Origin of the sequence: Sphingomonas abaci, assembly GCF_014199625.1 — a bacterium.
In the GTDB taxonomy this organism is placed as follows: Bacteria; Pseudomonadota; Alphaproteobacteria; order Sphingomonadales; family Sphingomonadaceae; genus Sphingomonas; species Sphingomonas abaci.
Window position 1 is genome coordinate 170,232 of record NZ_JACHNY010000002.1, and the last position, 22,727, is coordinate 192,958.

Genomic DNA, 22,727 nt, shown 5'->3' on the forward strand with positions numbered 1-22,727 from the left:
CAATGGTTCGTGACTGGACCCCGGCCTGCGCCGGGGTGGAAGGTGAGAGGAGGGGCGCGCCGTTCCGCCGCCCCCCCAATCCGTCAAGCCGCCACGGCTTCGCCGCTCACCGGCAGGCGAATTAGATGGTCGAAGGCTGACAGCGACGCCTTCGAGCCTTCGCCCATCGCGACGATGATCTGCTTGTAGGGCACCGTCGTCACGTCACCCGCCGCGAACACGCCCGCGACCGAGGTTTCGCAGCGGTCGGTGATCTCGATCTCGCCGCGCTGGCTCAGCGCCACCGTGTCGCGCAGCCACTCGGTGTTGGGCACCAGGCCGATCTGCACGAAGATACCCTCCAGCGGCAGCTCGTGGTCGCTGCCATGGTTGCGGTCCTTATAGCGCAGGCCGGTCACCCGCTCGCCGTCGCCGGTCACCTCCGTGGTCAGGGCCGAGGTGACGATGTCGACATTGGGCAGGCTTGCGAGCTTGCGCTGCAGCACCGCGTCGGCGCGCAGGTCAGCCGCATATTCGATCAGGGTGACATGGCCGACCACGCCGGCCAGGTCGATCGCCGCCTCGACACCGGAGTTGCCGCCGCCGATGACCGCCACGCGCTTGCCGCGGAACAGCGGGCCGTCGCAATGCGGACAATAGGTCACGCCCTTGTTGCGATAGGCATCCTCGCCCGGAACGTTCATCTGCCGCCAGCGCGCGCCGGTCGACAGGATCAGCGTGCGGGCGCGCAGCGTCGCGCCGCTTTCCAGATGCAGCTCGTGCAGCCCGCCGGGGCTCTTCGCCGCGACCAGCTTGTCCGCGCGTTGCAGGGTCATCACGTCGACGCCGTACTGGTCGACATGCGCCTCCATCTGCTGGACCATGCGCGGCCCCTCGGTATGCTGGACCGAGATGAAGTTCTCGATCGACATGGTGTCCAGCACCTGTCCGCCGAACCGCTCGGCGACCAGGCCGGTGCGGATGCCCTTGCGCGCGGCATAGATCGCCGCTGCGGCGCCAGCCGGACCGCCGCCGACGACCAGCACGTCGAACGGGTCTTTCGCGTCGATCTTCGCCGCCGCACGCGCGACGCTGCCGGTGTCGAGCTTGGCGAGGATCTGCTCCACGTCCATGCGACCCTGCGCGAACAGCTCGCCGTTCAGGAAGATCGACGGCACTGACAGGATGTTGCGCGCTGACACCTCGTCCTGGAACAGGCCGCCCTCGATCGCGGTGTGGCGGATGCGCGGATTGAGCACGCTCATCAGGTTCAGGGCCTGCACCACGTCGGGGCAGTTCTGGCAGGTCAGCGAGAAATAGGTTTCGAATACATAGTCGCCGTCGAGATCACGGATCTGCGCGATCGTCTCGTCGGACAGCTTGGGCGGATGGCCGCCGACCTGGAGGAGCGCCAGCACCAGCGATGTGAATTCATGGCCGAGCGGGATGCCGGCGAAGCGCACGCCGATCATGGTGCCGGCGCGGCGGATCAGGAAGCTGGGGCGGCGCGCATCGTCGTCGGCGCGGATGACGGAGACCTGCGGATGCAGGTCGGCGATCTCGTTCAGCAACTCCAGCATCTGCGCGGACTTGGCCCCGTCGTCGAGCGAGGCGACGAGTTCCACCGGCTGGCGGAGATGACCGAGATAGGTCTTGAGCTGGGTCTTGAGATTGGCGTCGAGCACGGATGGCCTCCGTTGGATGGTGGTTCGGTTTCATCTCCCGGTGGCGGGAGGAGGGCGGTGGCGATCACCGCCCCGCGTCGGACCGGTCGGACCGGTCGGAAGGCCGGCGGGCGATGCATCACAGGCACCGCCCGCCGGGCTGAAGAAATCCACCACCTCCAGCACCGGGGCGGTCGCCGGGCGCCGGAGGCGAGATCGGGCGTTCAGCCGGTCAGATCTTGCCGACGAGGTCGAGCGACGGAGCGAGCGTCTCTTCGCCCTCTTCCCACTTGGCGGGGCAGACCTCACCCGGATGCGCGGCGATATACTGGGCTGCCTTGATCTTGCGCAGCAGTTCCATCGCGTTGCGGCCGACGCCCTCGGAGGTGACCTCCATGAGCTGGATCGTGCCCTCGGGGTCGACGACGAAGGTGCCGCGATCGGCCAGGCCCTGGCCCTCGCGCATCACGCCGAAGTTGTTGGTCACGACGCCGGCCGGATCCCCCAGCATGGTGAAGCGGATCTTGCCGATCGCCGGCGAGCTGTCGTGCCATGCCTTGTGGCTGAAATGCGTGTCGGTCGAGACGCTGTACACCTCGACGCCCATCTTCGCGAAGGTGTCGTGATTGTCGGCCAGATCCTCCAGCTCCGTCGGGCATACGAAAGTGAAGTCGGCGGGGTAGAAGAAGAACACCGCCCACTTGCCCAGCACGTCGGTGTCCGACACGGTGAGGAACTTGCCCTCCTTATAGGCCTGCGTCGTGAACGGCTTCAGCTTGGTGCCGATGATCGACATGGTGCATCTCCATATGCGTTGCGTATGGTAGGCCTCTACCCTTTTGCAGCGCAGCAGGGAAATCGGTTTCCCCGGTCACCGGCATTGGCGGAATCGATCAGCCTCACGAGGCAGCCGTAGCGTCCAGCCAGTCGGACGGCGGTCGTCGATCGCTCGGGCTGGTGTCCGCATTCATGCTGCTCCGCATGATTTCCAGTGCCCATTCCGTACGTTGTGGGTCTTCGCTGGCCACCGCGTCGGCCGGAATCCAGAGGTCGTAGTCGCGCATATGGGCATCCGCCGCCGTGAACAGCACGCAAATGTCCGCGGCCACGCCGGTCACGATCAGCCGACCGACGCCCAGTTGCGGCAGGATCACGGGCAGGTTGGTGGCGTAGAAGCCCGAGAATTGCGGCTTGATGACGAACAGGTCCCGGTCCCGCGGACGCAGCGATTCGGCGATGGTGCGACCGGCGCAGTCCGGCTCCAGGCAGCGCGCGATCAGGTCCTCGCGGCTGTCGTGCCAGTCGCCATGATTGTCGTTGACGTAGAGGACCGGCACCTCCGCCGCGTCCGCCTGGTCGCGCAAGGACCGGATCGCCCGCGCGGCCGCCTCGGCCGCCGGGCGCAGTCGCTCCGCCCCCGGAAAGGCGAGCGTGTTCATCATGTCGAGGATCAGCAGCGCAGTGCCGCCGGAGACGGAGGGGTCAGCCATGGCCGACGCTTAGGAAGCGCCGGCCGGACTGTCGTTGATGAGCATCATGGCCGCCCCGACGGACGATCAGGCGGGAAGCGGCACCCCGTACAGATCATGCTCGTCCGCATCCTCGATCGCGACCGGCACGATGTCGCCGACCGCGAGATGGCCGGCGTCGCGCAGGAATACCTCGCCATCGATCTCGGGCGCATCGGCTTGCGACCGGCCGGTCGCGCCACCCTCCGAGTCCACCGCGTCGATGATGACGGGCAAGGTGCGGCCGACCTTGGCGGCGAGCTTGGCGGCGGAGATGGCGGCCGTCTTCTCCATGATCCGGGCGTAGCGCTCTTCCTTCACCGCCTCCGGCACCGGATCGGACAGGTCGTTGGCCGCCGCGCCCTCCACGGGCTCGAACCGGAAAGCGCCGACGCGGTCGAGCTGCGCCTCGTCCAGCCAGTCGAGCAGATACTGGAAATCCGCCTCCGTCTCGCCGGGAAAGCCGACCACGAAGGTCGAGCGGATCGCGATATCGGGGCAGATTTCGCGCCAGCGATGGATGCGGCTCAGCACCTTGGCGTCGTTGGCCGGCCGCTTCATCCGCTTCAGCACCGCCGGGGCGGCGTGCTGGAAGGGGATGTCGAGATAGGGCAGCACCAGCCCCTCGGCCATCAGCGGAATGATTTGATCGACATGGGGATAGGGATAGACATAGTGGAGCCGCACCCAAGGCGCGATCCGGCCCAGTTCGCGCGCCAGATCGGTCATGTGCGCGCGCACCTCGCCTCCCGACTTCAGCGGCCAGCTCGCATGGCGCAGGTCGACGCCGTATGCCGAGGTGTCCTGGCTGATGACCAGCAGTTCCTTGGTGCCGGCCGCGACCAGCTTCTCCGCCTCACGCAGGATCGCGTCGGGCCGCCGGCTGGCGAGGTCGCCGCGCAGGCTGGGGATGATGCAGAAGGAGCAACGGTGGTTGCAGCCCTCAGAGATCTTCAGATAGCTGTAATGGCGCGGCGTCAGCTTCAGCCCGGCATCGGGGATCAGGTCGATATAGGGCGACAGGTTGGCGGGCGCGGCCTCGTGCACCGCCTCGACCACCTGCTCATATTGGTGCGCGCCGGTGACGGCTAGCACCTGGGGAAAGCGGGCGCGGATCACCTCCGCCTCCTTGCCCATGCAGCCGGTGACGATCACCCTGCCATTCTCGGCGATCGCCTCGCCAATCGCCTCCAGACTCTCCTCCTTGGCGGAGTCGAGAAAGCCGCAGGTATTGACCAGCACGACGTCCGCGCCGGCATAGTCGGCGGACATCTGATAGCCATCGGCGCGCAGTTGCGTGAGGATGCGCTCGCTGTCGACGAGATTCTTCGGACAGCCAAGCGACACCATGCCGACACGCGGCGGGGAGGGGAGTTTCGTTGCCATGGGACGGTCCGCACATAATGGAGGATGGACGGATTTGCCAGTGGCGCGCATTCATGCGAGCCGGTGCGTCGGCAAGGGGGGATGAAACGATCCATGTTGGCCATCGGACTGATGTCGGGCACCTCGCTCGACGGCATCGACGCGGCGCTGATCGAGACGGATGGCGAGGCGCTGGTCCGGCCGGTCGCGTTTCGCGGCGAGCCCTATTCGGATGCGGCGCGCGCCCAGCTCGCGGCGGCGACCCGCACCGCTCTGACCTATGATCGGCCGCGCGCCAGTCCCGAGCTGGTGGCGGCGGGCGAGTTGATCACGCGGACCCATGCGCTGGCGGTCCACAAGCTGCTGCGCGAGGCGGGCGTGGCGGCGGCCGATGTCGGCGTCATCGGCTTTCACGGCCAGACGGTGGCGCATCGCCCCGATCGCGGCTGGACCTGGCAGATCGGCGACGGCGCGGCGTTGGCGGCGGCCTGCGGCATCGACACGGTGGCCGATTTCCGCTCCGCCGATGTCGCGGCGGGCGGGCAGGGGGCGCCGCTGATCCCGGTCTATCACGCGGCGCTGGTCGCCGGCCTGCACAAGCCGCTCGCCGTCCTCAATCTGGGCGGGGTCGCCAACATCACCTTTGTCGGAGCGGACGGCGCGCTGGTCGCCTTCGACACCGGACCCGCCAATGGCCTGATCGACGATTGGGTGGGCGAGACGATCGGCGCGCGCTTCGATGCCGGCGGGACCTTGGCCGCCGCCGGCCGCGTCGACGAGACGGTGCTGGGCGCGATGCTCGACCACCCATTCTTCGATGCGCCTCCGCCCAAATCGCTGGACCGCAGCGACTTCACCGTCCAGCCCGCGCGCGGCCTGACCGCCGCCGATGGCGCCGCGACGTTGACCGCCTTCACCGCCGAGACGGTGGCGCTGGCCCTGTCGCATCTGCCCGCGCGGCCCGGACGACTGATCGTGGTCGGTGGCGGTCGGCACAACGCGACCATGCTCGCCATGCTGGCGGAGCGCACCGGCCTCGCCGTCGAGCCGGGCGACTCGATCGGTTGGAACGGCGACGGGATCGAGGCGGAGGGGTTCGCCTATATGGCGGTGCGGACCCTGACGGGGCGACCGATCAGTTTCCCCGGCACGACCGGGGTCGCGCAGCCGACCGGCGGCGGTGTCGTTCACCGTGCTCCGGTCACGGACGGTCGATAAATTTGTGTTAACGCTGGACGGATAAGCCCAACCCAAGCAAAGCGAATCCCGTCGAAGCGGAAGGGGTGGCCCCGTGGAATCCGACCTGCGTTACTATGTCCGTCGCCTGACCATGGAGCGTGCCGCCGCCCAGCGCGCGCTGACCGCGGAGGCGCGCGACCGTCGAATGCAACTGGTCGAAAGCTACACGCGCAAGATCGCCGAACTGCGCGGCTGAATCCTCAGCGTTTGCGCGTCAGCTCGCGCATCGCCGCGTCCAGCCCCTCCAGCGTCAGCGGGAACATCCGGTCGTTCATGATCCGCCGGATCATCGCGACCGACTGGCCATAATCCCAATGCTCGCGCGGCAGCGGATTGAGCCAGATGCTCGCCGGATAAGTGGTCGTTAGCCGGTTCAGCCAGACCGCGCCGGCCTCGTCATTATGATGCTCCACCGAGCCGCCGACCTGGCTGATCTCATAGGGGCTCATCGACGCATCGCCGACGAACACGCACTTATAGTCGTGGCCATAGCGGTGCAGCACGTCCCAGGTTGGCGTGCGTTCCTGGAATCGGCGGCGATTGTCCTTCCACACGCCCTCATAGGGGCAGTTGTGGAAGTAGAAGAATTCGAGGTTCTTGAACTCGGCGGTCGCCGCGGAGAAGAGCTCCTCGCATAGCGTGACGAATGGGTCCATCGATCCGCCCACGTCGAGAAAGAGCAGCAGCTTGACCGCATTGCGCCGTTCGGGACGCATCCGCACGTCGAGCCAGCCCTGGCGCGCGGTGCCGTCGATCGTGCCGTCGATATCGAGTTCGCTCGCCGTCCCCTCGCGCGCGAAGCGACGCAGGCGGCGGAGCGCGACCTTGATGTTGCGCGTGCCCAGCTCGCGGCTGTTGTCCAGATTGCGGAAGGCGCGCTGGTCCCAGACCTTGATCGCGCGGCTATGCCGACCTTCCCCGCCGATGCGCACGCCTTCGGGATTGTAGCCGCCGTTGCCGAACGGGCTGGTGCCGCCGGTGCCGATCCATTTGCTGCCGCCCTCGTGACGGCCATGCTGTTCCGCCAGCCGTTGCTTGAGCGCGTCCATGATCGCGTCCCAGCTTCCCAGCGACTCGATGGCCGCGCGCTCCTCGGGCGTCAGGTACTTCTCCGCCACAGCCTTCAGCCAGTCGGCGGGGATGTCGGCATGCTGTTCGGCCGCTGGACTGGTCAGGCCGCGAAACACCTGTCCGAAAACCTGGTCGAACCGGTCGAGCAGCGCCTCGTCCTTCACATAGACGGCGCGCGCGAGATAGTAGAATTGCTCGGGGCTCTGTTCGATCACATCGGCGTCCAGTGCTTCCAGCAGCAGCAGATGCTCCTTCAGCCCGGCCGGAATACCGGCGGCGCGCAAGCTGTCGAGGAAGTGGAGGAACATGCCTGCGTTCCTGCCAGATCGTCGCCTCGGCCCCAAGACGAAAAAGGGCGGCTCCGTTGCCGGAACCGCCCTTCGCAGCCGGGAAGGCCGAGAGACTTAGCGCTTCGAGAACTGGAAGCTGCGACGCGCCTTGGCGCGGCCATACTTCTTGCGCTCGACCGAGCGGCTGTCGCGGGTCAGGAAGCCCGCCGCCTTGACGGGCGCGCGCAGCGCCGGCTCGTACTTGGTGATCGCCTGGCTGATGCCATGCTTCACCGCGCCGGCCTGGCCGGACAGGCCACCACCCTTGACGGTGCAAACGACGTCATACTGGCCCTCGCGCTCGGCGACGCCGAACACCTGGTTGATGACGAGGCGCAGCGTCGGACGCGCGAAATACACTTCCTGATCACGGCCGTTGATCGTGATCTTGCCGGTGCCGGGCTTCAGCCAGACGCGGGCGACGGCATCCTTGCGGCGGCCGGTGGCATAGGCGCGACCCAGCGAATCGATTTCCTGCTCGCGCAGCGGCGCGCGCTGCACTGGCACGTCCTGACCGGCCAGATAGGCGTCGGTCTGGCCGTCCTGCGGAGCGGCGGCGGCGTCCCGCTGCTGCTGGTTCAGCGCGGCGCCGAGATCGGCGAGGGACTGGCGGTTGTCGGACATTATGCGCCCACCTTGTTCTTGCGGCTCATGCCGGCGATGTCGAGGACCTCGGGGTTCTGCGCGGCGTGCGGATGCTCGGTGCCGGCGAAGATGCGCAGGTTGCGCATCTGCTCGCGACCCAGCGGACCGCGCGGGATCATGCGCTCCACGGCCTTTTCCAGGACGCGCTCGGGAAAGCGGCCTTCCAGGACCTTGGCGGCGGTGATGCCCTTGATGCCGCCGGCATAGCCGGTGTGCTTGTAATAGACCTTCTTCGCCGCCTTGTTCGACGTGAAGCGGATCTTGTCGGCGTTGATCACGATGACATTGTCACCGCAGTCGACATGCGGGGTGAACGACGTCTTGTGCTTGCCGCGCAGGACGTTGGCGATGACTACCGCGGCGCGACCGACCACCAGGTCGGTGGCGTCGACGATGTGCCACTTCTTCTCCACCTCGTGCGGCTTGGCCGACTTGGTGGTCTTCATGAGCGCCTTCATGGGCGTGGACCTTTCGAACGAATATCGCGCCACCCCCGGGGGAGCGGCGCGTTGTGCCGGCTCAATGCGCGAAAGGGGGCGGAACGTCAAGCATTCCGCCACTTTGCTGACGGGTATCTAAATACCAGCAACCGTTTGACGCCCGGATCGGGCCGTGCCGACGGCGTGGGCGGCGGCAACGGTGCAGATCAGCAGCAGGGCGGCATTGGCCTGGTGCATCACGGCGACGCCGATCTGCACGCCGGTCAGGAGCGTGGCCACGCCCAGAAAGATCTGGAGCGTCACCAGCCCGGTGACGAGGAAGCCGGCGCGCGATCCGGTGCGCGTCGCGCGCACCGCCAGCCACAGGAGGGCGATGGCGGCGGCGAAGGCGAACCAGCGATGGATGAACTGGACGACGATCGGATTGTCGATCGCATTGGTCCAACCGGGGCTGAGCATCGGCACGCCCTGTGGGAAGACGGCGTCGCCCATCAGCGGCCAGCCGGAAAAGGCATAGCCCGCGTCCAGTCCGGCGGTGAACGCGCCGAACACGATCTGGACGAACAGCATCAGCAGCGCGACCGCGCCGACTCCGGTCAGCCGCGCCGGTGCGGCGAACGGGTCGCGGGCCAGCGCCCCCAGGTCCAGCGCGGTCCACACCGTGCCCGCCAGGATGACGAGCGCGGTGACCAGATGCACCGCCAGGCGGATATGGCTGACATCGGTTCGCACCGAAAGGCCCGACGCGACCATCCACCAGCCGATCGCGCCCTGCAGTCCGCCGAGCGCCAGGATGGCGGCGAGGCGCGGTCCATAGCCCTTGGGGATTTGCCGTCGCAGCGTGAAGACGATCAGCGGCACCGCAAAGGCGAGGCCGATCACCCGACCGAGCAGCCGGTGCAGATACTCCCAGAAGAAAATCGCCTTGAAACCGGCCAGCGTCATGTCGCGGTTGAACGCCTGATACTCCGGGATTTTGCGATAGTTGGCGAATTCGGCCTGCCACTCTGCCTGGGTCAGCGGGGGAATGATGCCGCTGATCGGCTTCCACTGGGTGATAGACAGACCCGACTCGGTCAGCCGGGTGATGCCGCCGATCACGACCATCGCCACGATCAGTGCGGCGACCAGCCACAGCCAGCGGGCGACGGCCCGGGGGCGGGCTTGCGAAAGAAAGGCGGCGCTGGGCTGAAGCATGCATCGCATGTAGCGCTGCGGAGCGGGTGCGCCAAGCGGCGGGCGGTTGGTGGGGGCTGGTTACATCGCCGCCTGGGCGACCGCGGGCATCCGCCGGTCGAGCAGGTCCAGCGCCATCGACAGATGTGCGGCGACGAGATGCTCGTCGAGCGAGTCCAGCAGTTCCAGCGCGTCGGCGATCTTGGCCCGCGCCTCCTTATATGCGTTCATGTTCTTGCCCATTACGTGAGGCCGAACCCCCTACACGATCGCGCGGGCCGCGCAACGAAACCACCTGCCTCGCATCGGGACGGTTGGGACAGGCTGTCCGGTCACGCCAAGTCGACTGCCCGCGACCAAAAAAGGGGGGCGCTAAATAGCGCCCCCCTCTCAGGCGGTTCGTGGATCAGGCGAAGGTCGCCTTCGCCGAACGGCGGCGGTAGCGGGCGGTCGCGCCGACCATCGCGAAGCCGACCAGCATCAGCGCCCAGGTGGCGGGTTCGGGAACGGCGGCGACAGTGCCCGAGTCCTGGGTGAAGAAGCCGACGGTGTGGTTGTCGGACTCGTAACCGCCGACCTGCGGCTTCTCGAAGAAGGTGATCGCATCGAACGTGCCGTCCTGGTCGAAGAAGTTCAGGAAGGCGTAGGGCTGGGTGTTGTTCTTGCCCTTGTACGCGTCGTTCGGGTTGCCGTTATAGGCTGGCATGCTGGCGAACACCTTCGCGATGTCCTCAGCCGAGTAGGTGAAGACGGTCTGGCCGTTCTTCAGGAAAGTGAGCTGGTTGCCATTGTCCAACGCCGACAGCCAGAAGCCGAAATAGTTGATGCCGCGCGCGTCGGTGGTCGCCAGGTTCAGCGTGTAGCCGGTGCCGTTGCTGGTCACGGCATAATTGCCAGTGCCGCCCGCGCCGCCGAACTGATCGGCCTTCGTGACATTCACGCCCGAATAGCTGCCGGTGATCACGCCGTTGGTGCCAAAGTCGGTGGAGAAGGACTGGCTGCCGGTGGGACGGTTGTCGAACGTCTCGACACCCTTGGTCGCGAAGACGGCGGTCGAGTTCTGGACGCCTGCGGCCTCGTACGTCACTTTGAAGTTGGCGGCATTCGCAGCCGTCGGAGCAGCGATCGCGGCAACAGCCGTAGCGATGACAAAGATCGAATTCTTCAAGAGTCTTTCCCCGTTTTGAATGGCGCGTTTCTGTTCGTCGTCCAATTCGGGAGACTTATCTGTGAGCGTCTTCCGATCGGATCGCCGGGGTCGATAGGTTTAACGCCAAATAAACGCATTATAGGACCACGACAGCGTTTGTCTCGAAACGGGACGGTGATGAATAAAATGATGTAAAGTGGGGAAAGATATTCTTAAGAAACGTTGCCAACGTTTTAAAGAAACTTGCTCCAATGTGGAGGCATGTGCCGCGCTATTTGGTGGGTTCTCAACGATAAGTTATTGATTGGGAGGGAAAGTGTGGCGCAACGGGCGCTCCCGTTCGAAGCAGGAGCGCCAAGGCTGAACATCCGCTGCCGGGGCAGCAAGCGTCGCGGCCGAGCGCACTCGGCCTGGTCGCTGATTCGGATGCGCGCCGGTCAGGCGGCGCGGCCGAGTGCGATATAGCGTTGCAGATGCTGGTCCTGATCGCCCATCTGATGGTCGATCATCGTGATCCGCTTGGCATAATGCGACAGCGGCAATTCCCAGGTCATGCCAATGCCGCCATGCAGTTGGATCGCTTCTTCCGCGACGAGCTGCCCCGTAGCGCCGACGGTGTATTTCGCCGCCGACAAGCGCCGGTCGCGGTCCGCGCCCTGGTCGTGATCGAAGGCATCGGCGGCGTTGATGACGGCGGAGCGCGCCTGTTCCACCTCCAGCAGCACGGTGGCGATGCGATGCTGCAGCGCCTGGAACTTGCCGATCGGCACGCCGAACTGCTTGCGGGTGCGCAGATACTCGATCGTCATCGCCTTGGCGACCTCCATCGCCCCCAGTGCCTCCGCCGACAAGGCGAGCAGCGCGGCGGCCTCGGCGGCGGCAAGGGCGGCGCGACCGTCCGCCGCGACGCGGGCGTCAGCGGTCAGCGTGACGCCGGACAGGCGCACCTCGCCGGACCGTCCGCCATCGACATTGGCATAACCCTGGATGGAGACGCCCGCGGCGTCGCTCGGCACCAGGAACAGCGATGCGCCGTCCACGGTCTGCGCCGACACCAGCAGCAGCGCGGCCGCCTCCGCCTGAGCGACGACCGCCTTGGCCCCGTCGATCCGCCAGCCATCGCCATCCGGCGTGGCCCGCGTGGCATAGGGCGCATCGGGACCGCGATCCTGCGGCTCGGCATCGGCCAGCGCCACGATCGACGTCCCGGCGATGATCGGCTCGAGCAGGTCGGCGCGCCGTCCGGCGGCCAGCGCATGGCCGACCGTCAATGCACCGAGGAACGGCTCGACTGAAAGCGCGCGGCCAATCTCTTCGAACACCACCATGATGTCGAAGCCCGATCCGCCGAACCCGCCAGCCGCCTCCGGGAACAGCGCGCCGATCACGCCGAGTTCCGCCAGTCCCTGCCACACCGCCGGGCTGTAGCCGCTGTCGCCGTAGGCGGCGGCGTTGCGGCGGTCGACCGGCGCCTGCTCGGCCAGGAAACGACGGAGCGTGTCGGCGAGCATCCGCCGGTCTTCGCTATGCTGGAAATCCATCAGAGCCCCACGATCATCTTGGAAATGATGTTCTTCTGTACTTCGTTCGATCCGCCGAAGATCGACAGCTTGCGCATGTTGAAATAGGTCGGCGCGGCGGTGTTCGCGTCCTCGGGTCCGACCGGCGCGCCATTATAGCCTTCCTCCAGCGCTTCGGGCACGAAGGGCTGGGCATAGATGCCGAAGGCGCGGCGTTGCAGCGCGGTGATCGCCTGGCGGATCTCGGTGCCCTTGATCTTGAGCATCGAGCTTTCCGCCCCCGGCGCGCCGCCATGCGCCGCCGCCGCGACGACGCGCAGATTGGTGGTGGCCATGTTGGCCAGATCGATCTCGATCCGCGCCAGCCGCGCCGCGAACAGCGGATCGTCGGCCAGGGGGCGGCCGCCGCGGGTCAGCGACGAGGCCGTCGCCCGCAATCGGTCGAACGCCGCCGCGGACGCGCCGACCCCGGCGATGTTGGTGCGCTCATAGGTCAGCAGATATTTGGCGTAGGTCCAGCCCTTGTTCTCCTCGCCGACCAGGTTCTCGACCGGCACACGGACATCGGTGAAGAAGACCTCGTTCACCTCGGCGTCGCCGTCGAGCAGCACGATCGGCCGCACCTCGACGCCGGGGCTCTTCATGTCGATCAGGAGGAAGGAGATGCCTTCCTGCGCCTTGGCGGTCGGATCGGTGCGGACCAGGCAGAAGATCCAGTCGGCATATTGGCCCAGCGTCGTCCAGGTCTTCTGACCATTGACGACATAATGGTTGCCGTCGCGAACCGCGCTGGTCTTGAGGCTGGCGAGGTCGGAGCCCGCGCCCGGCTCCGAATAGCCCTGGCACCACCAGTCGGTGCCGTCGAGGATGCGCGGCAGGTAGTGGCGTCGCTGTTCCTCCGAGCCATATTTGATCAGGACGGGGGCGAGCATCGACAGGCCGAAGGGGACAAGGCGCGGCGCGAAGGCGCGTGCCGCCTCGTCGTCGAAGATCGCGCGCTGGACCACGGACCAACCGGGGCCGCCGTAGCGCTCGGGCCAGTGATTGGCGAGCCAGCCACGCGCATTGAGGATGGCGTGCCATTCCTCCATGTCCGCCTTGGTCAGATGGAGGCCGCGCCGGACCTTGTCGGACAGGCGGGTGGGCAGTTTCTCGACGAGGAACTGGCGTACCTCGTCACGGAAAGCCTCTTCCTCCGGAGTGAAGCGCAGGTCCATCGATCCTCTCCCATACCAGCCGGCGAAGGCTTAGCATGGGTTCGGATTCTAGCAAGCGCAAAACATACCCGATCTTCGATAATCGTCCGCGCTACTCCGCCGCGACGGCCAGGGGCAGGGTCGCGCCCAATTCGCGCGCGAACCAGCGCGCCGTCTGGGGCAGGCCGTCGTCCAGCGCGACCCGGGGCTCCCAGCCGAGCAGGCTCCGGGCGCGGGCGATATCGGGGCGGCGGCGGCGAGGATCGTCCTGCGGCAGGTCGTGGTGCGTCACCCCGCCGTCGCTCGGCACGATCGCGAGCACCTTGGAGAGCAGCTCACCGATCGTGAACTCCTGCGGATTGCCCAGATTGACCGGCTCGGTGCCGTCGATGTCGCTTTCCATCAGGCGGATCAGCCCTTCCACCATGTCGCTGACATAACAGAAGCTGCGCGTCTGGCTGCCGTCGCCATAGATGGTGATCGGCTCGCCGCGAAGGGCCTGGCAGACCAGGTTCGACACGACCCGGCCATCGTCCGGATGCATGTGCGGGCCATAGGTGTTGAAGATGCGCGCCACCCGCACCTCGGCGCGCTTCATCCGCGCATAGTCGAAGGTCATCGCCTCGGCCGCCCGCTTGCCTTCGTCGTAACAGGCGCGTGGGCCGGTGCAGCTCACCCAGCCGCGATAGCCCTCGACCTGCGGATGCACCTCCGGATCGCCATAGACCTCGCTGGTCGAGGTAAGGAGGAAACGGGCGCCGGTCTGTTCGGCAAGGCGCAGCAGGTGATGCGTCCCGACGACGTTGGTGAGCATCGTATGCTCGGGATCGGCCTGATATTGCGGCGGCGAGGCTGCGCAGGCGCAATTGTAGATGCGGGTGATACGGTCCGCCTTGTCCAGCACCGCCTGGGGCAGGGGCGCGACGATGTCCGCCTCGACGAAGCTGTAGCGGGGCAGGTCGGCCAGCGAATCGAGGTTGGAGACGCGTGACGTCTGGAGATTGTCGAGGCAGATCACCTCGAATCCCCGCTCGCTGAGCGCCCGGCACAGATGCGAGCCGATGAAGCCCGCCCCACCGGCGACGAGGGCGATATCCATGGTCATGCCATTCTCTCCTTAGACAAGGGACGCGACCGGCGCGGCGAGGCGCAGGGCGGCGGTCAGGTGGCGTTCGAGCTCCTCGGCCCGGTGCGCGGCGGTATGTTCGGCGAGGATGCGGGCGCGGCCGGCGCGGCCGATCGAGTCGAGGTCGGCGTCGGCCAGCATCGCGGCGACATCGTCCGGTCCATCAGCGAGCAGGATCTCGGCGCCGGGCGCGAGCAGCGCGTCCAGCCCGTCCCAGCGGTCGGAGATGATCGCGGTGCCGCAGGCGCCGGCCTCGAACAAGCGGACCGAGGGCGACCAGCCCGCCGCGATCATGTCGGCGCGGGTCACGTTCAGCGTCGCGCGGCTCGCGGAATAGAAACCGGGATGGTCGGCGGGCGGCAGATGCTCGATCCGCTCGACATTGGCGGGCCAGTCGATGTCGGCGGGATATTGCGGTCCGGCGACGACGAAGCGGCGCTCGGGCGCGGCGCGGGCCGGCTCGATCAGCAGCCGCTCCAGCGTCGGCTGGCGATCGGGGCTGTAGGTGCCGAGATAGGAGAGGTCCCAGCGCTTGCCCGTGTCCAGCGGGCGATAGCGTTCGGCATCGACCGAGCAATAGAGCGGCCGCGCGGCGGGAGAGCCGTAGTGCCGCTCCAGCCGCTCCAGCGTCGGCCCGCCGGTGAACGACAGATAGACGGCATAACCGGGGATCAGCGCCGCCGACAGATAGTCGTACGCGCCGCGGTCCAGGGCGGCGAGCGTCACCGGCGTGTCGATATCGTAGAAGCCGACCGGCCCGCTCGCCCAGCTTTGCGCGAGGTGGCCGACCGCGATGCCGTCGGGCACATAGGAGCCGACGATCACCGCATCGGCCGTGGCGATCTCGTGCCGCCAGCGGCTCAGGTCGTCGAGCCCGTCATAGAATTCGAGCCGGCAGTAGCCGGGCGACGGTTCGTCGCGGTGCTCGGCATACCAGGGCTTGTCCCGTTCCAGAAACAGGATGTCATGCCCGCGCGCAGCGAAGGCGGCGAGCAGCGCGCGGAAGGTGGTGGCATGGCCATTCCCCCAGGAGGAGGAGAGGGTGAGGCCCAGAACAACGAGCTTCATGCCGCCACCCGCCGGGCCAAGACGCGGTCGCGCAGCAGCGCGTCGAGCCGGTCGCCGCGCTGGTCATAGGTATGCTCCGCCAGCACCCGCGCCAGCGCCGCCCGGCCGATCGCCTGGGCACGCTCGGCGTCCAGCATGGCGAGATGCTCGGCCACGTCCTGCCCGTCGCGGGCGACCAGCACCTCCTCGCTCGGCTTCAGGAACAGTTCGATCCCTTCCCAGGCGTCGGTGATCAGGCAGGCGGCGGCGCCGGCCGCCTCGAACACGCGGGTGGCGGGCGAGAAGCCGATATGCGCCATCGAGTCGCGCGCGACGTTCAGCACCGCCCGCGGCGTGCAGTTGAACGCATTGTGCTCGGCGGTGAAGACATGGCCGCGATGGCGGACATTTTCGGGCATTGCCTTGCTGTCCCAGCCATTGCCGCCGATCAGGAACCGGCGATCGGCCAGCAACGCGGCAGGACGCAGGAAGAATTCCTCTACCCGCGCCTCGCGGTCGGGCAGCCGGTTGCCGAGGAATGCCAGGTCGCAGGCGAAGCGCGGGTCGGGCGGCACCGGATGATGGGTGCTGGGATCGAGCGCGTTGTAAACCGGCACGCATTCGGCCGCGCCGAAGCCGCGATAGGCGTCGACCACCGGATCGCCACCGCCATAGGTCAGCACCAGGTCGAGATCGGGCAGCGCGGCGCGCACCGGATGGCCGGGATCGGCGCGCATTTCGTCCAGCGTCGCGGCGGCATCGACGTCCCAGAAGATCTTGAGCGCCTGGCGGTTCGCATGGGCGACGATACCCTCCAGCAGTTCCCGGTCGAACACGCCGACGCCATTGGCCTTGACAACGATATCGGCGTCGCGCGCCTCGGCCAGCACGCCCTGCACCGCCTCGATCGTCGCGGGATAGACGACCGAGCGCGCCCAGGAGGGCGGATCGATGTCGCGATGCTGCTGCCGGTCGAATGCATCGGGTTCGTAGAAGCTGATCTCGTGCCCACGCTCGGCGAGCGCGCGCAGGATGCCGCGATAATAGGTGGCGGCCCCGTTCCAGTAAGACGAGAGCAGGCTGGAGCCGTAAAAGGCGATCTTCACGCGGCGTTCCTTCGATTGGGCAGGGCGTCCAGCGTGGCGAGGATCGCCATCAGCTCGTCGACGCGGTGGGCGCAGGTGTGGCGGGCCAGGATCGTCTCCAGCCCGGCGGCGGCGAGCGACCGGCGCAGATCGGCATCCTCGCGCAAGGCCCGCAGGGTCCGCGTCATCGCGTCGCCGTCGGCGGCGAAGAGGAAGTCGGTGCCTGGGCGGAACAGATGCTCGGCATCCTCCCATGGCGCGGAGGCGAGCGGGATGCCGCAGGCCAGCGCCTCGAACACCCGGATCGTCGGGATGCCGGGCAACAGGCTGGTGTAATAGCGACGCGGCACGTGGACGGTCGCCAGCGCCCGCGCGAAGATCGCGGGTGCCGCCGCATTGGGGGCCCAGCCATGATAGGTCGCGCCCGCCGCCGCCAGCATCGCCCTGGCCTCGTCCGGATAGCGGACGCCGTAGATGTCGAGCGGCAAGCCAGCGGCGCGGGCGGGTTCGAGCAGATAGTCCGCGATCTCTCGCGTGCGCTCGCCATCGCCCCAATTGCCGATCCAGACCAGGCCCGCGCGCACGCCGTCCTCGGCCGGCGGGTGGAAGCGGCGGGGATCGGCGGCCTCGTGCCAGGTCCAGACCCGCTCGCCCCAGCCCCAGCCGCGATAGACGCGGGCAAGCGTCTCGCCGAACGCCAGCACGCCGTCATAGCCGCTGAGGTCGTAGGCGCGCATCTCGTCGGGCGCGCTGACCGCGCGGTGATGCGTGTCGTGGAAGAGCAGCGTGAAGCGCGCGCCCCGCTTGCGTAGCGTGCCGAGCGTCGCGACCAGGTCATGGTCGTTCCATTCATGGACGATGACGAGGTCGGCATCCTCCGCCTGCGCGGCGACGGCCTCGGCGAGCGGCACGCTGCGATCGGCGAGTTCGGGATAGGCGCTGCGATAGGGAGCGAGCGCCGTCTCGCCATGGTCGGCGAGCAGGTTGGTCAGACTCCAGGGCGCGGGCGGCGCGATCGCGGTGACGTCGTGCCCGCGTGCGACCAGCTCGCTCAGCACGCCGCGCACGAAATGCGCATTGCCATGGTTCCAGCAGGATTCGAGGCTGTGGGTGAAGTAGACGATCTTCATGCCGCCACCTGTCCGGCCGCTGGCACCGGTCCGGCGGCCCGGTCGAGCAGCCGGTCGTAGATTGCAATCATCCCCGCCGCCATCGCCGCTGGGGCATAGGAGGCGGCCCGCGCCCGCGCCTGGGCGCCGTTGGCGAGGCGGAGCGGCGCGTCGGCGGCCAGCGTGCCGATCGCGTCGGCGAAGCCATCGACATCGTCCGGATCGACGAACAGCGCCGCGCCGTCCCAGAGTTCGCGAAACGTCGGAATATCGGACAGCACCAGCGCACAGCCGGCCAGCGCCGCCTCCAGCACCGCCAGTCCGAACGGCTCGTAGCGCGTGGCGGAGGCGAACACCGGTCGGGCCGACAGGATGTCGGCGATGGCCCGCTCGCCCAGCGACCCGAGCGGCACCACATGCTCGAACACCACCGTCTCGCCATGCGGGCCGGTGCAGGGGCCGGCCGCCTTGAACGGCACCGCCAGCCGCGCGGCGGCCCGGTCGAGCGTCGCGGCATTCTTGCCCCGGTCCCAGAGCCGGCCGGCGGTGAAGGCGAAGTCCTGGGGCGGGGCGCTGCGTGGGCGCAGGTTGCGGCCGTTATGCACCACCGTCATCCGGCCCGGGGCCAAGCCATGCGCGTGCGCGGTCGCGGCGGCGAAGGCGGCGCTGGGCGCGACCACGGCATCGGCCGCCGCCAGGCCGCGCGCGGTCAGCGCCGCCTGCCAGGCGAGGTCGTCGGGCAGGGGGCCGATCCCGGCCGCCGCCCACCAGGTGGCGACGCAGCTATGCGCCACCGCCACCACCGGCATCGCGAAGGGCGCGGCGGCAAAGGCGGGCTGGTTGAGCTGCACCAGATCGGCCCCGCGCTGTTGGGCCAGCCGGGCAATGGCGGCGCCGGTCGCCGCGACCATGGCCGCATCGCCGGACAGCCAGTCGAGCGCCAGGCCCGTGTCGATCAGCGTCGCACCCACCGCTTGCGCCCGCCGTCGCTGGCCCGCATCGGGGGGCGGCCCGATCACCGCCAGTTCGACCTGATAGCCGCTGCCCGCCAGTCCGGCGGCGAGTTCGGTCGCATATTGCCAGACGCCGCCGACCGTATCGACGGTCATCAGCAGTCGAGCGGTCACGCCGCGACCTCGACGCGGGTCCGCGCGGCGGTGCCCTCGCGGCGCAGCCAGTCGGCCAGGTCGGCGACGCCGTCGCGCCAGCCAATCCGCTCGCCCAGCTCCAGCGCCTGGGTCGCGGCGCGCGTGTCGGCGACGAAATAGCGCTGGTCGCCCGCGCGCCATTCGGCGTGGCGCACCGCGACCGGCCGACCGATCAGGTCGCCGATATGGTCGAGCAACTGACGCAGGCTGACCGCATTGTCCGGCCCGCCGCCCAGGTTGAAGGCGCGGCCCGCCACCCGGTCGATATCGCGCCACGCGGTCAGATAGGCGTCGACCGCATCGCGCACGTCGAGGATGTCGCGCACCTGATGTCCGTCGCCATAGAGGGTAATCGGCTCGCCGCGCAGCGCCCGGATCAGGAAATGCGCGACCCAGCCCTGGTCCTCGGTTCCCATCTGGCGCTGACCATAGATGCAGCTCATCCGCATCACCGCGGTGCGCAGGCCGAAGCTGCGGGCGTAATCCAGCACATATTGGTCGGCCGCCCCCTTGGAACAGCCATAGGGCGTGTGGAAGTCGAGCGGCCGCGCCTCGCCGATGCCATGCGCACGCACGTCGGCGTCGACGGGCCGATAGGCGCCGTCCTCCAGCACGAAGTCGAGATCGGCCAGGTCGCCGTAAACCTTATTGGTAGAGGCGAAGACCATGGGCACGTGCGGCGCGCGGATGCGCAGCGCCTCCAGCAGGTGCATCGTCCCCTGGATGTTGATGCCGAAGTCGGCGACCGGATCGACCAGGCTGGTCGTCACCGCCACCTGCGCGGCGAAGTGGAAGACCGCGCTGGACCCCGCGACCGCGTCGGCCAGCCGGTCGCCGTTGCGGATGTCCGCCTGGTCGAAGCGGATGCGGTCGCCATGCCGATCACGCAGCCAGGCCAGGTTGCGCTCGGTGCCCGGCCGGGCGAGCGAGTCGTAGACCCGTACCGTCTTCCCTTCGCTGGCCAGTCGATCGGCCAGATTGGCGCCGATGAACCCCGCGCCGCCGGTGATCAGGACCGGCAGGTTCATGCCACCAGCCCGCGCTTCTCGAGTTCGGCGCGCGCGGTCGCCACCCGGTCCTCGGCGGTCTGCTCGGCGACCCATTCGGCGAGTTCGGCCAGCCCCTGGCCGAAATCCTGTCGCGCCTCGAAGTCCAGCGTCTCGCGGGCCAGCGTCGCGTCGCAGAAACAATGGCGAATGTCGCCGATCCGCGCCTTGCCGACAATCTCGGGCGCGATGTCGTTCTTGCCCATGGCGCGCGCCAACTCGGTCGCCACCTCGGTGACCGAGCGGTCATGGCCGGACCCGATGTTGAACGTACCGCCCGCCGCCTGGGGCAGCACCAGCGCATCGGCGAAGGCGCGCGCCACGTCGGAGACATGGACGAAGTCGCGCCGCTGCTCGCCATCCTCGAAGATCATCGGCTGCTGCCCGTTGAGCAGGCGCGAGGCGAAGATGGCGAGGACGCCCGTATACGGGTTGGACAGTGCCTGGCCGGGGCCATAGACGTTGAACAGGCGCAGGCACACGCCCTCCATGCCGTAAGGCGCGGCCATGATGTGGGTGGTGCGCTCCTGCACATATTTGTTGAGTGCGTAGATGGAGGACAGCGCCGGTCGCTTCCATTCGGGCGTCGCCACCGGGGTCAACGGGCGGCCCTGCGCATCGACCGGCTCCCAGTTGGAGAGGCCGTCGCGCAGGTTGTGCCGCTCGGCATCCTGCACGATCGCGCCGTCCGCGTCGCGGTACAGCCCCTCGCCATAGATCGACATGGAGGAGGCGGTGACCACGCGGCGCACCGGCCGGTCGATCAGCTTCTCGAACAGCACGGCGGTGCCGACATCGTTGGTCGAGGTGTAGCGCTCCACCTCGTACATCGACTGGCCGACGCCGACCTCGGCCGCCAGATGGATGACGCTGTCCACGCCCTGCAACGCCTTGGCGACGACATCGCCGTTGCGCACGTCCCCCCGGACCAGTTCGACCGCGTCGTTGAGGAGCGGGGGCCGTTCGACATCGCCATGGACCTGTTCGATCAGGCTGTCGAGCACACGCACGCGGTCGCCGCGGCGCAGCAGTTCATCCGCGACGAAGCGGCCAATGAAGCCGGCCCCGCCGGTGATCAGGACCGTCTCACTCACCGCGCCACCTCATTGATCGAGGTCAACGACAAGCGGCAGTCCCTCGTGAAACATGCTGGCACCATCGGTTCCTCCCCATCCGCCCAAAAAATCGCTACGGGGATGAAACAAAGCATCTTCTTCTTTGTTCCTAATGGCTTGAGGTACAAACCTCATGATCCGTATCAAGTCGGTCCGACGGTTCCGCGGGCCCTGGCAAAGGGGAATCCAGCGTTTTGACGGCGACGTTGCTGCTGATCCGCCATGCCGCGCATGGCCATCTCGACCGCCGGCTGTCGGGGCGGATGCCGGGCGTGCCCTTGAGCGCGGCGGGGCGCGACCAGGCGGCGGCGCTGGCGCAGCGTCTCGCGGGCACGCGGATCGACTGGATCGACGCCTCACCGCTCGAGCGCACGCGCGACACGGCGGCGGCTGTCGCCGGACCGCACGGCCTGGTGCCGGCGGAAGCGCCCGACCTGATCGAGATCGACATGGGCGACTGGACCGGCCGCGCCTTCGACACGCTGACCGACGACCCCGACTGGGGGCGCTGGAACCAGGAGCGGGGCGCCGCGCGCATCCCCGGCGGCGAGACGATGGCGGAGGCGCAGGCGCGGATCCTGGCGCATCTCCGCCGCGTCGCGGCCGAGCGGCCGGGCACCACCGGCGCGCTGGTGACGCATAGCGACATGATCCGGGGCGCGGTGGCGGGGGTGCTCGGCCTGTCGCTGGACCATGTGCTACGCTTCGACATCGATCCCGCCTCGGTCACGCGGGTGGTGATGGGTGATTGGGGCGCACGGCTGCTCGCTCTGAACGAGACGGCTGGCTGAGCCGCTCCGGACCACGACGAAATCCCTGAAAGGTTGCACGATGATCGAAGCCGCGATGTTCTGGAACGAACCGAACAACAAGTCGCACTGGGACCCGGAGCTCGATCCCGACTGGTCGATCTTCGCCGACACCGTGACGCGGGCCGGGCAGGCGGTGGCGGCGATCAATCCGGCGATCACCCGCGTGCTGGGCGGCATGTCGCCGATCGACCCGCAATGGGTGCGGCGGATCGAGGCGCATGGCGGGCTGGACGCGGTGGACGTGATCGCGGTGCACGGCTTCCCGCTCGACTGGAACCTGTGGTCGATCCACGACTGGCCGGCCAAGGTCGCCGAGATCGAGGCGGTGACGACCAAGCCGGTCTGGGTGACCGAGGTCGGCGTCGGTTCGTTCGGCGCGGAGGAGGTGCAGGTGTTCGGCGTCAAGCGCACCGCCGAGCTGCTGGTCGGCCGCGTGCCGCGCATCTTCTGGTATTCGCTGTTCGACCTGCCGATGGAATGGGGGGCCACCACCCGCCATCGCGAGGCGGAGGGGTCGAGCTATTACCGCCATTTCTACATGGGACTGATCCGGCCGGACGGCACGCCCAAGCCGGCGCTCGACGAATATGCCAAGGTCGCCGCCGAGATGGGGCTGATGCAGTGGTTCCACTACCAGGACCCGCGGCTGGACGATGCCGTCGCCTGGCTGAAGCGGCTGGGCACGAAGAAGCTGCGCACCGGCTTGTCCTGGGCCGACAGTTTCCGCCCCAACGCGATCGACTGGTTCGACCGGCAGATGGAGGCGCTGCAGGATTTCGACCTGACGGTCACCTTCTGCTTCACGCCCGAGCATCTGGGCGTCCAGCCGCACCACACCAGCCCGGCGCGCGAGCCGCAGGCCTTCGCGGATTTCTGTGCCTGGATGATCGATCGCTATGCACCCGCCCGCGTGGTGGCGCCGCAGCCGCTCGGCGTCCTGGCCTGACTGAGATGAAG

General features: G+C 68.0%; 23 protein-coding genes. 4 read left to right on the forward strand and 19 right to left on the reverse strand.

Annotated elements, in window-relative coordinates:
- Positions 1 to 83: 83 nt before the first annotated feature.
- The 4 genes from ahpF to rimO all read right to left on the reverse strand — a co-directional run bounded on the left by ahpF (position 84) and on the right by rimO (position 4,537).
- A complete protein-coding gene (gene ahpF / locus GGQ96_RS05930; RefSeq protein ID WP_184112591.1) occupies positions 84 to 1,664 on the reverse strand; it encodes an alkyl hydroperoxide reductase subunit F in 1,581 nt (526 codons plus the stop codon).
- Between the two features lie 211 nt (positions 1,665 to 1,875).
- On the reverse strand, positions 1,876 to 2,439 hold the full coding sequence (gene ahpC / locus GGQ96_RS05935) for an alkyl hydroperoxide reductase subunit C (RefSeq protein WP_184112593.1): 564 nt from the start codon (positions 2,437 to 2,439) through the stop codon (positions 1,876 to 1,878).
- A 103-nt stretch (positions 2,440 to 2,542) separates the two neighbouring features.
- Entirely contained in the window at positions 2,543 to 3,133 is a 591-nt protein-coding gene (locus GGQ96_RS05940; protein WP_184112595.1) for a cysteine hydrolase family protein, read from the reverse strand.
- A gap of 66 nt (positions 3,134 to 3,199) precedes the next feature.
- On the reverse strand, positions 3,200 to 4,537 hold the full coding sequence (rimO, locus tag GGQ96_RS05945) for a 30S ribosomal protein S12 methylthiotransferase RimO (protein ID WP_184112596.1): 1,338 nt from the start codon (positions 4,535 to 4,537) through the stop codon (positions 3,200 to 3,202).
- A gap of 93 nt (positions 4,538 to 4,630) precedes the next feature.
- Here rimO and GGQ96_RS05950 point away from each other — a divergent pair, with 93 nt between their 5' ends.
- Together GGQ96_RS05950 and GGQ96_RS05955 are read left to right on the forward strand one after the other, a co-directional pair.
- The gene (locus tag GGQ96_RS05950; protein ID WP_184112598.1) at positions 4,631 to 5,734 is read left to right on the forward strand and encodes an anhydro-N-acetylmuramic acid kinase; all 1,104 of its coding nucleotides are present in this window, start codon (positions 4,631 to 4,633) and stop codon (positions 5,732 to 5,734) included.
- A 73-nt stretch (positions 5,735 to 5,807) separates the two neighbouring features.
- Positions 5,808 to 5,951 carry a hypothetical protein gene (locus tag GGQ96_RS05955; RefSeq protein ID WP_164523598.1) on the forward strand — a complete coding sequence of 48 codons (144 nt, stop codon included), beginning with the start codon at positions 5,808 to 5,810 and terminating at the stop codon, positions 5,949 to 5,951.
- 4 nt (positions 5,952 to 5,955) lie between these two features.
- Here GGQ96_RS05955 and GGQ96_RS05960 read toward each other — a convergent pair whose 3' ends face one another.
- The 15 genes from GGQ96_RS05960 to GGQ96_RS06030 form a co-directional block, all read right to left on the reverse strand.
- On the reverse strand, positions 5,956 to 7,134 hold the full coding sequence (locus GGQ96_RS05960; protein WP_184112600.1) for a vWA domain-containing protein: 1,179 nt from the start codon (positions 7,132 to 7,134) through the stop codon (positions 5,956 to 5,958).
- Between the two features lie 96 nt (positions 7,135 to 7,230).
- Positions 7,231 to 7,779 carry a 30S ribosomal protein S9 gene (gene rpsI / locus GGQ96_RS05965; RefSeq protein WP_184112602.1) on the reverse strand — a complete coding sequence of 183 codons (549 nt, stop codon included), beginning with the start codon at positions 7,777 to 7,779 and terminating at the stop codon, positions 7,231 to 7,233.
- The gene (gene rplM, locus GGQ96_RS05970) at positions 7,779 to 8,258 is read right to left on the reverse strand and encodes a 50S ribosomal protein L13 (RefSeq protein WP_184112603.1); all 480 of its coding nucleotides are present in this window, start codon (positions 8,256 to 8,258) and stop codon (positions 7,779 to 7,781) included. Before rplM ends, rpsI begins: the two co-directional genes overlap by 1 nt.
- 117 nt (positions 8,259 to 8,375) lie before the next feature.
- A complete protein-coding gene (locus tag GGQ96_RS05975) occupies positions 8,376 to 9,437 on the reverse strand; it encodes a COX15/CtaA family protein (RefSeq protein ID WP_184112604.1) in 1,062 nt (353 codons plus the stop codon).
- A gap of 60 nt (positions 9,438 to 9,497) precedes the next feature.
- Positions 9,498 to 9,647 (reverse strand): hypothetical protein, encoded by a 150-nt coding sequence (locus GGQ96_RS05980; RefSeq protein WP_184112605.1) that lies wholly within the window; start codon positions 9,645 to 9,647, stop codon positions 9,498 to 9,500.
- Positions 9,648 to 9,822: 175 nt separating this feature from the next.
- Positions 9,823 to 10,584, reverse strand: a complete 762-nt coding sequence (locus tag GGQ96_RS21340; RefSeq protein WP_246360194.1) for an Npun_F0296 family exosortase-dependent surface protein — start codon at positions 10,582 to 10,584, stop codon at positions 9,823 to 9,825.
- Between the two features lie 419 nt (positions 10,585 to 11,003).
- Positions 11,004 to 12,107, reverse strand: coding sequence for an acyl-CoA dehydrogenase family protein (locus GGQ96_RS05990; RefSeq protein WP_184112606.1), 1,104 nt, complete (start codon positions 12,105 to 12,107; stop codon positions 11,004 to 11,006).
- Positions 12,107 to 13,303 (reverse strand): acyl-CoA dehydrogenase family protein, encoded by a 1,197-nt coding sequence (locus tag GGQ96_RS05995; protein ID WP_184112607.1) that lies wholly within the window; start codon positions 13,301 to 13,303, stop codon positions 12,107 to 12,109. The genes GGQ96_RS05990 and GGQ96_RS05995 overlap by 1 nt, the downstream gene beginning before the upstream one ends.
- Before the next feature lie 91 nt (positions 13,304 to 13,394).
- Positions 13,395 to 14,381, reverse strand: coding sequence for a UDP-glucuronic acid decarboxylase family protein (locus tag GGQ96_RS06000; RefSeq protein ID WP_184113186.1), 987 nt, complete (start codon positions 14,379 to 14,381; stop codon positions 13,395 to 13,397).
- Positions 14,382 to 14,399: 18 nt separating this feature from the next.
- Positions 14,400 to 15,476: a CgeB family protein gene (locus GGQ96_RS06005; RefSeq protein WP_184112608.1), complete on the reverse strand. Its 1,077-nt coding sequence runs from the start codon at positions 15,474 to 15,476 to the stop codon at positions 14,400 to 14,402.
- Positions 15,473 to 16,561 carry a glycosyltransferase family protein gene (locus GGQ96_RS06010; protein ID WP_184112610.1) on the reverse strand — a complete coding sequence of 363 codons (1,089 nt, stop codon included), beginning with the start codon at positions 16,559 to 16,561 and terminating at the stop codon, positions 15,473 to 15,475. The genes GGQ96_RS06005 and GGQ96_RS06010 overlap by 4 nt, the downstream gene beginning before the upstream one ends.
- On the reverse strand, positions 16,558 to 17,670 hold the full coding sequence (locus GGQ96_RS06015; protein ID WP_184112612.1) for a CgeB family protein: 1,113 nt from the start codon (positions 17,668 to 17,670) through the stop codon (positions 16,558 to 16,560). The genes GGQ96_RS06010 and GGQ96_RS06015 overlap by 4 nt, the downstream gene beginning before the upstream one ends.
- Positions 17,667 to 18,776, reverse strand: coding sequence for a glycosyltransferase family 4 protein (locus GGQ96_RS06020; protein ID WP_343058937.1), 1,110 nt, complete (start codon positions 18,774 to 18,776; stop codon positions 17,667 to 17,669). Before GGQ96_RS06020 ends, GGQ96_RS06015 begins: the two co-directional genes overlap by 4 nt.
- Positions 18,773 to 19,825: an NAD-dependent epimerase/dehydratase family protein gene (locus GGQ96_RS06025; protein ID WP_221239838.1), complete on the reverse strand. Its 1,053-nt coding sequence runs from the start codon at positions 19,823 to 19,825 to the stop codon at positions 18,773 to 18,775. Before GGQ96_RS06025 ends, GGQ96_RS06020 begins: the two co-directional genes overlap by 4 nt.
- On the reverse strand, positions 19,822 to 20,937 hold the full coding sequence (locus GGQ96_RS06030; protein WP_184112616.1) for an NAD-dependent epimerase/dehydratase family protein: 1,116 nt from the start codon (positions 20,935 to 20,937) through the stop codon (positions 19,822 to 19,824). Before GGQ96_RS06030 ends, GGQ96_RS06025 begins: the two co-directional genes overlap by 4 nt.
- Positions 20,938 to 21,152: 215 nt before the next feature.
- On the opposite strand from GGQ96_RS06030, the gene GGQ96_RS06035 reads away from it, so the two are divergent.
- Together GGQ96_RS06035 and GGQ96_RS06040 are read left to right on the forward strand one after the other, a co-directional pair.
- The gene (locus tag GGQ96_RS06035) at positions 21,153 to 21,749 is read left to right on the forward strand and encodes a histidine phosphatase family protein (protein WP_184112618.1); all 597 of its coding nucleotides are present in this window, start codon (positions 21,153 to 21,155) and stop codon (positions 21,747 to 21,749) included.
- A gap of 40 nt (positions 21,750 to 21,789) precedes the next feature.
- Entirely contained in the window at positions 21,790 to 22,716 is a 927-nt protein-coding gene (locus GGQ96_RS06040) for a glycosyl hydrolase (RefSeq protein WP_184112620.1), read from the forward strand.
- Positions 22,717 to 22,727 lie beyond the last annotated feature (11 nt).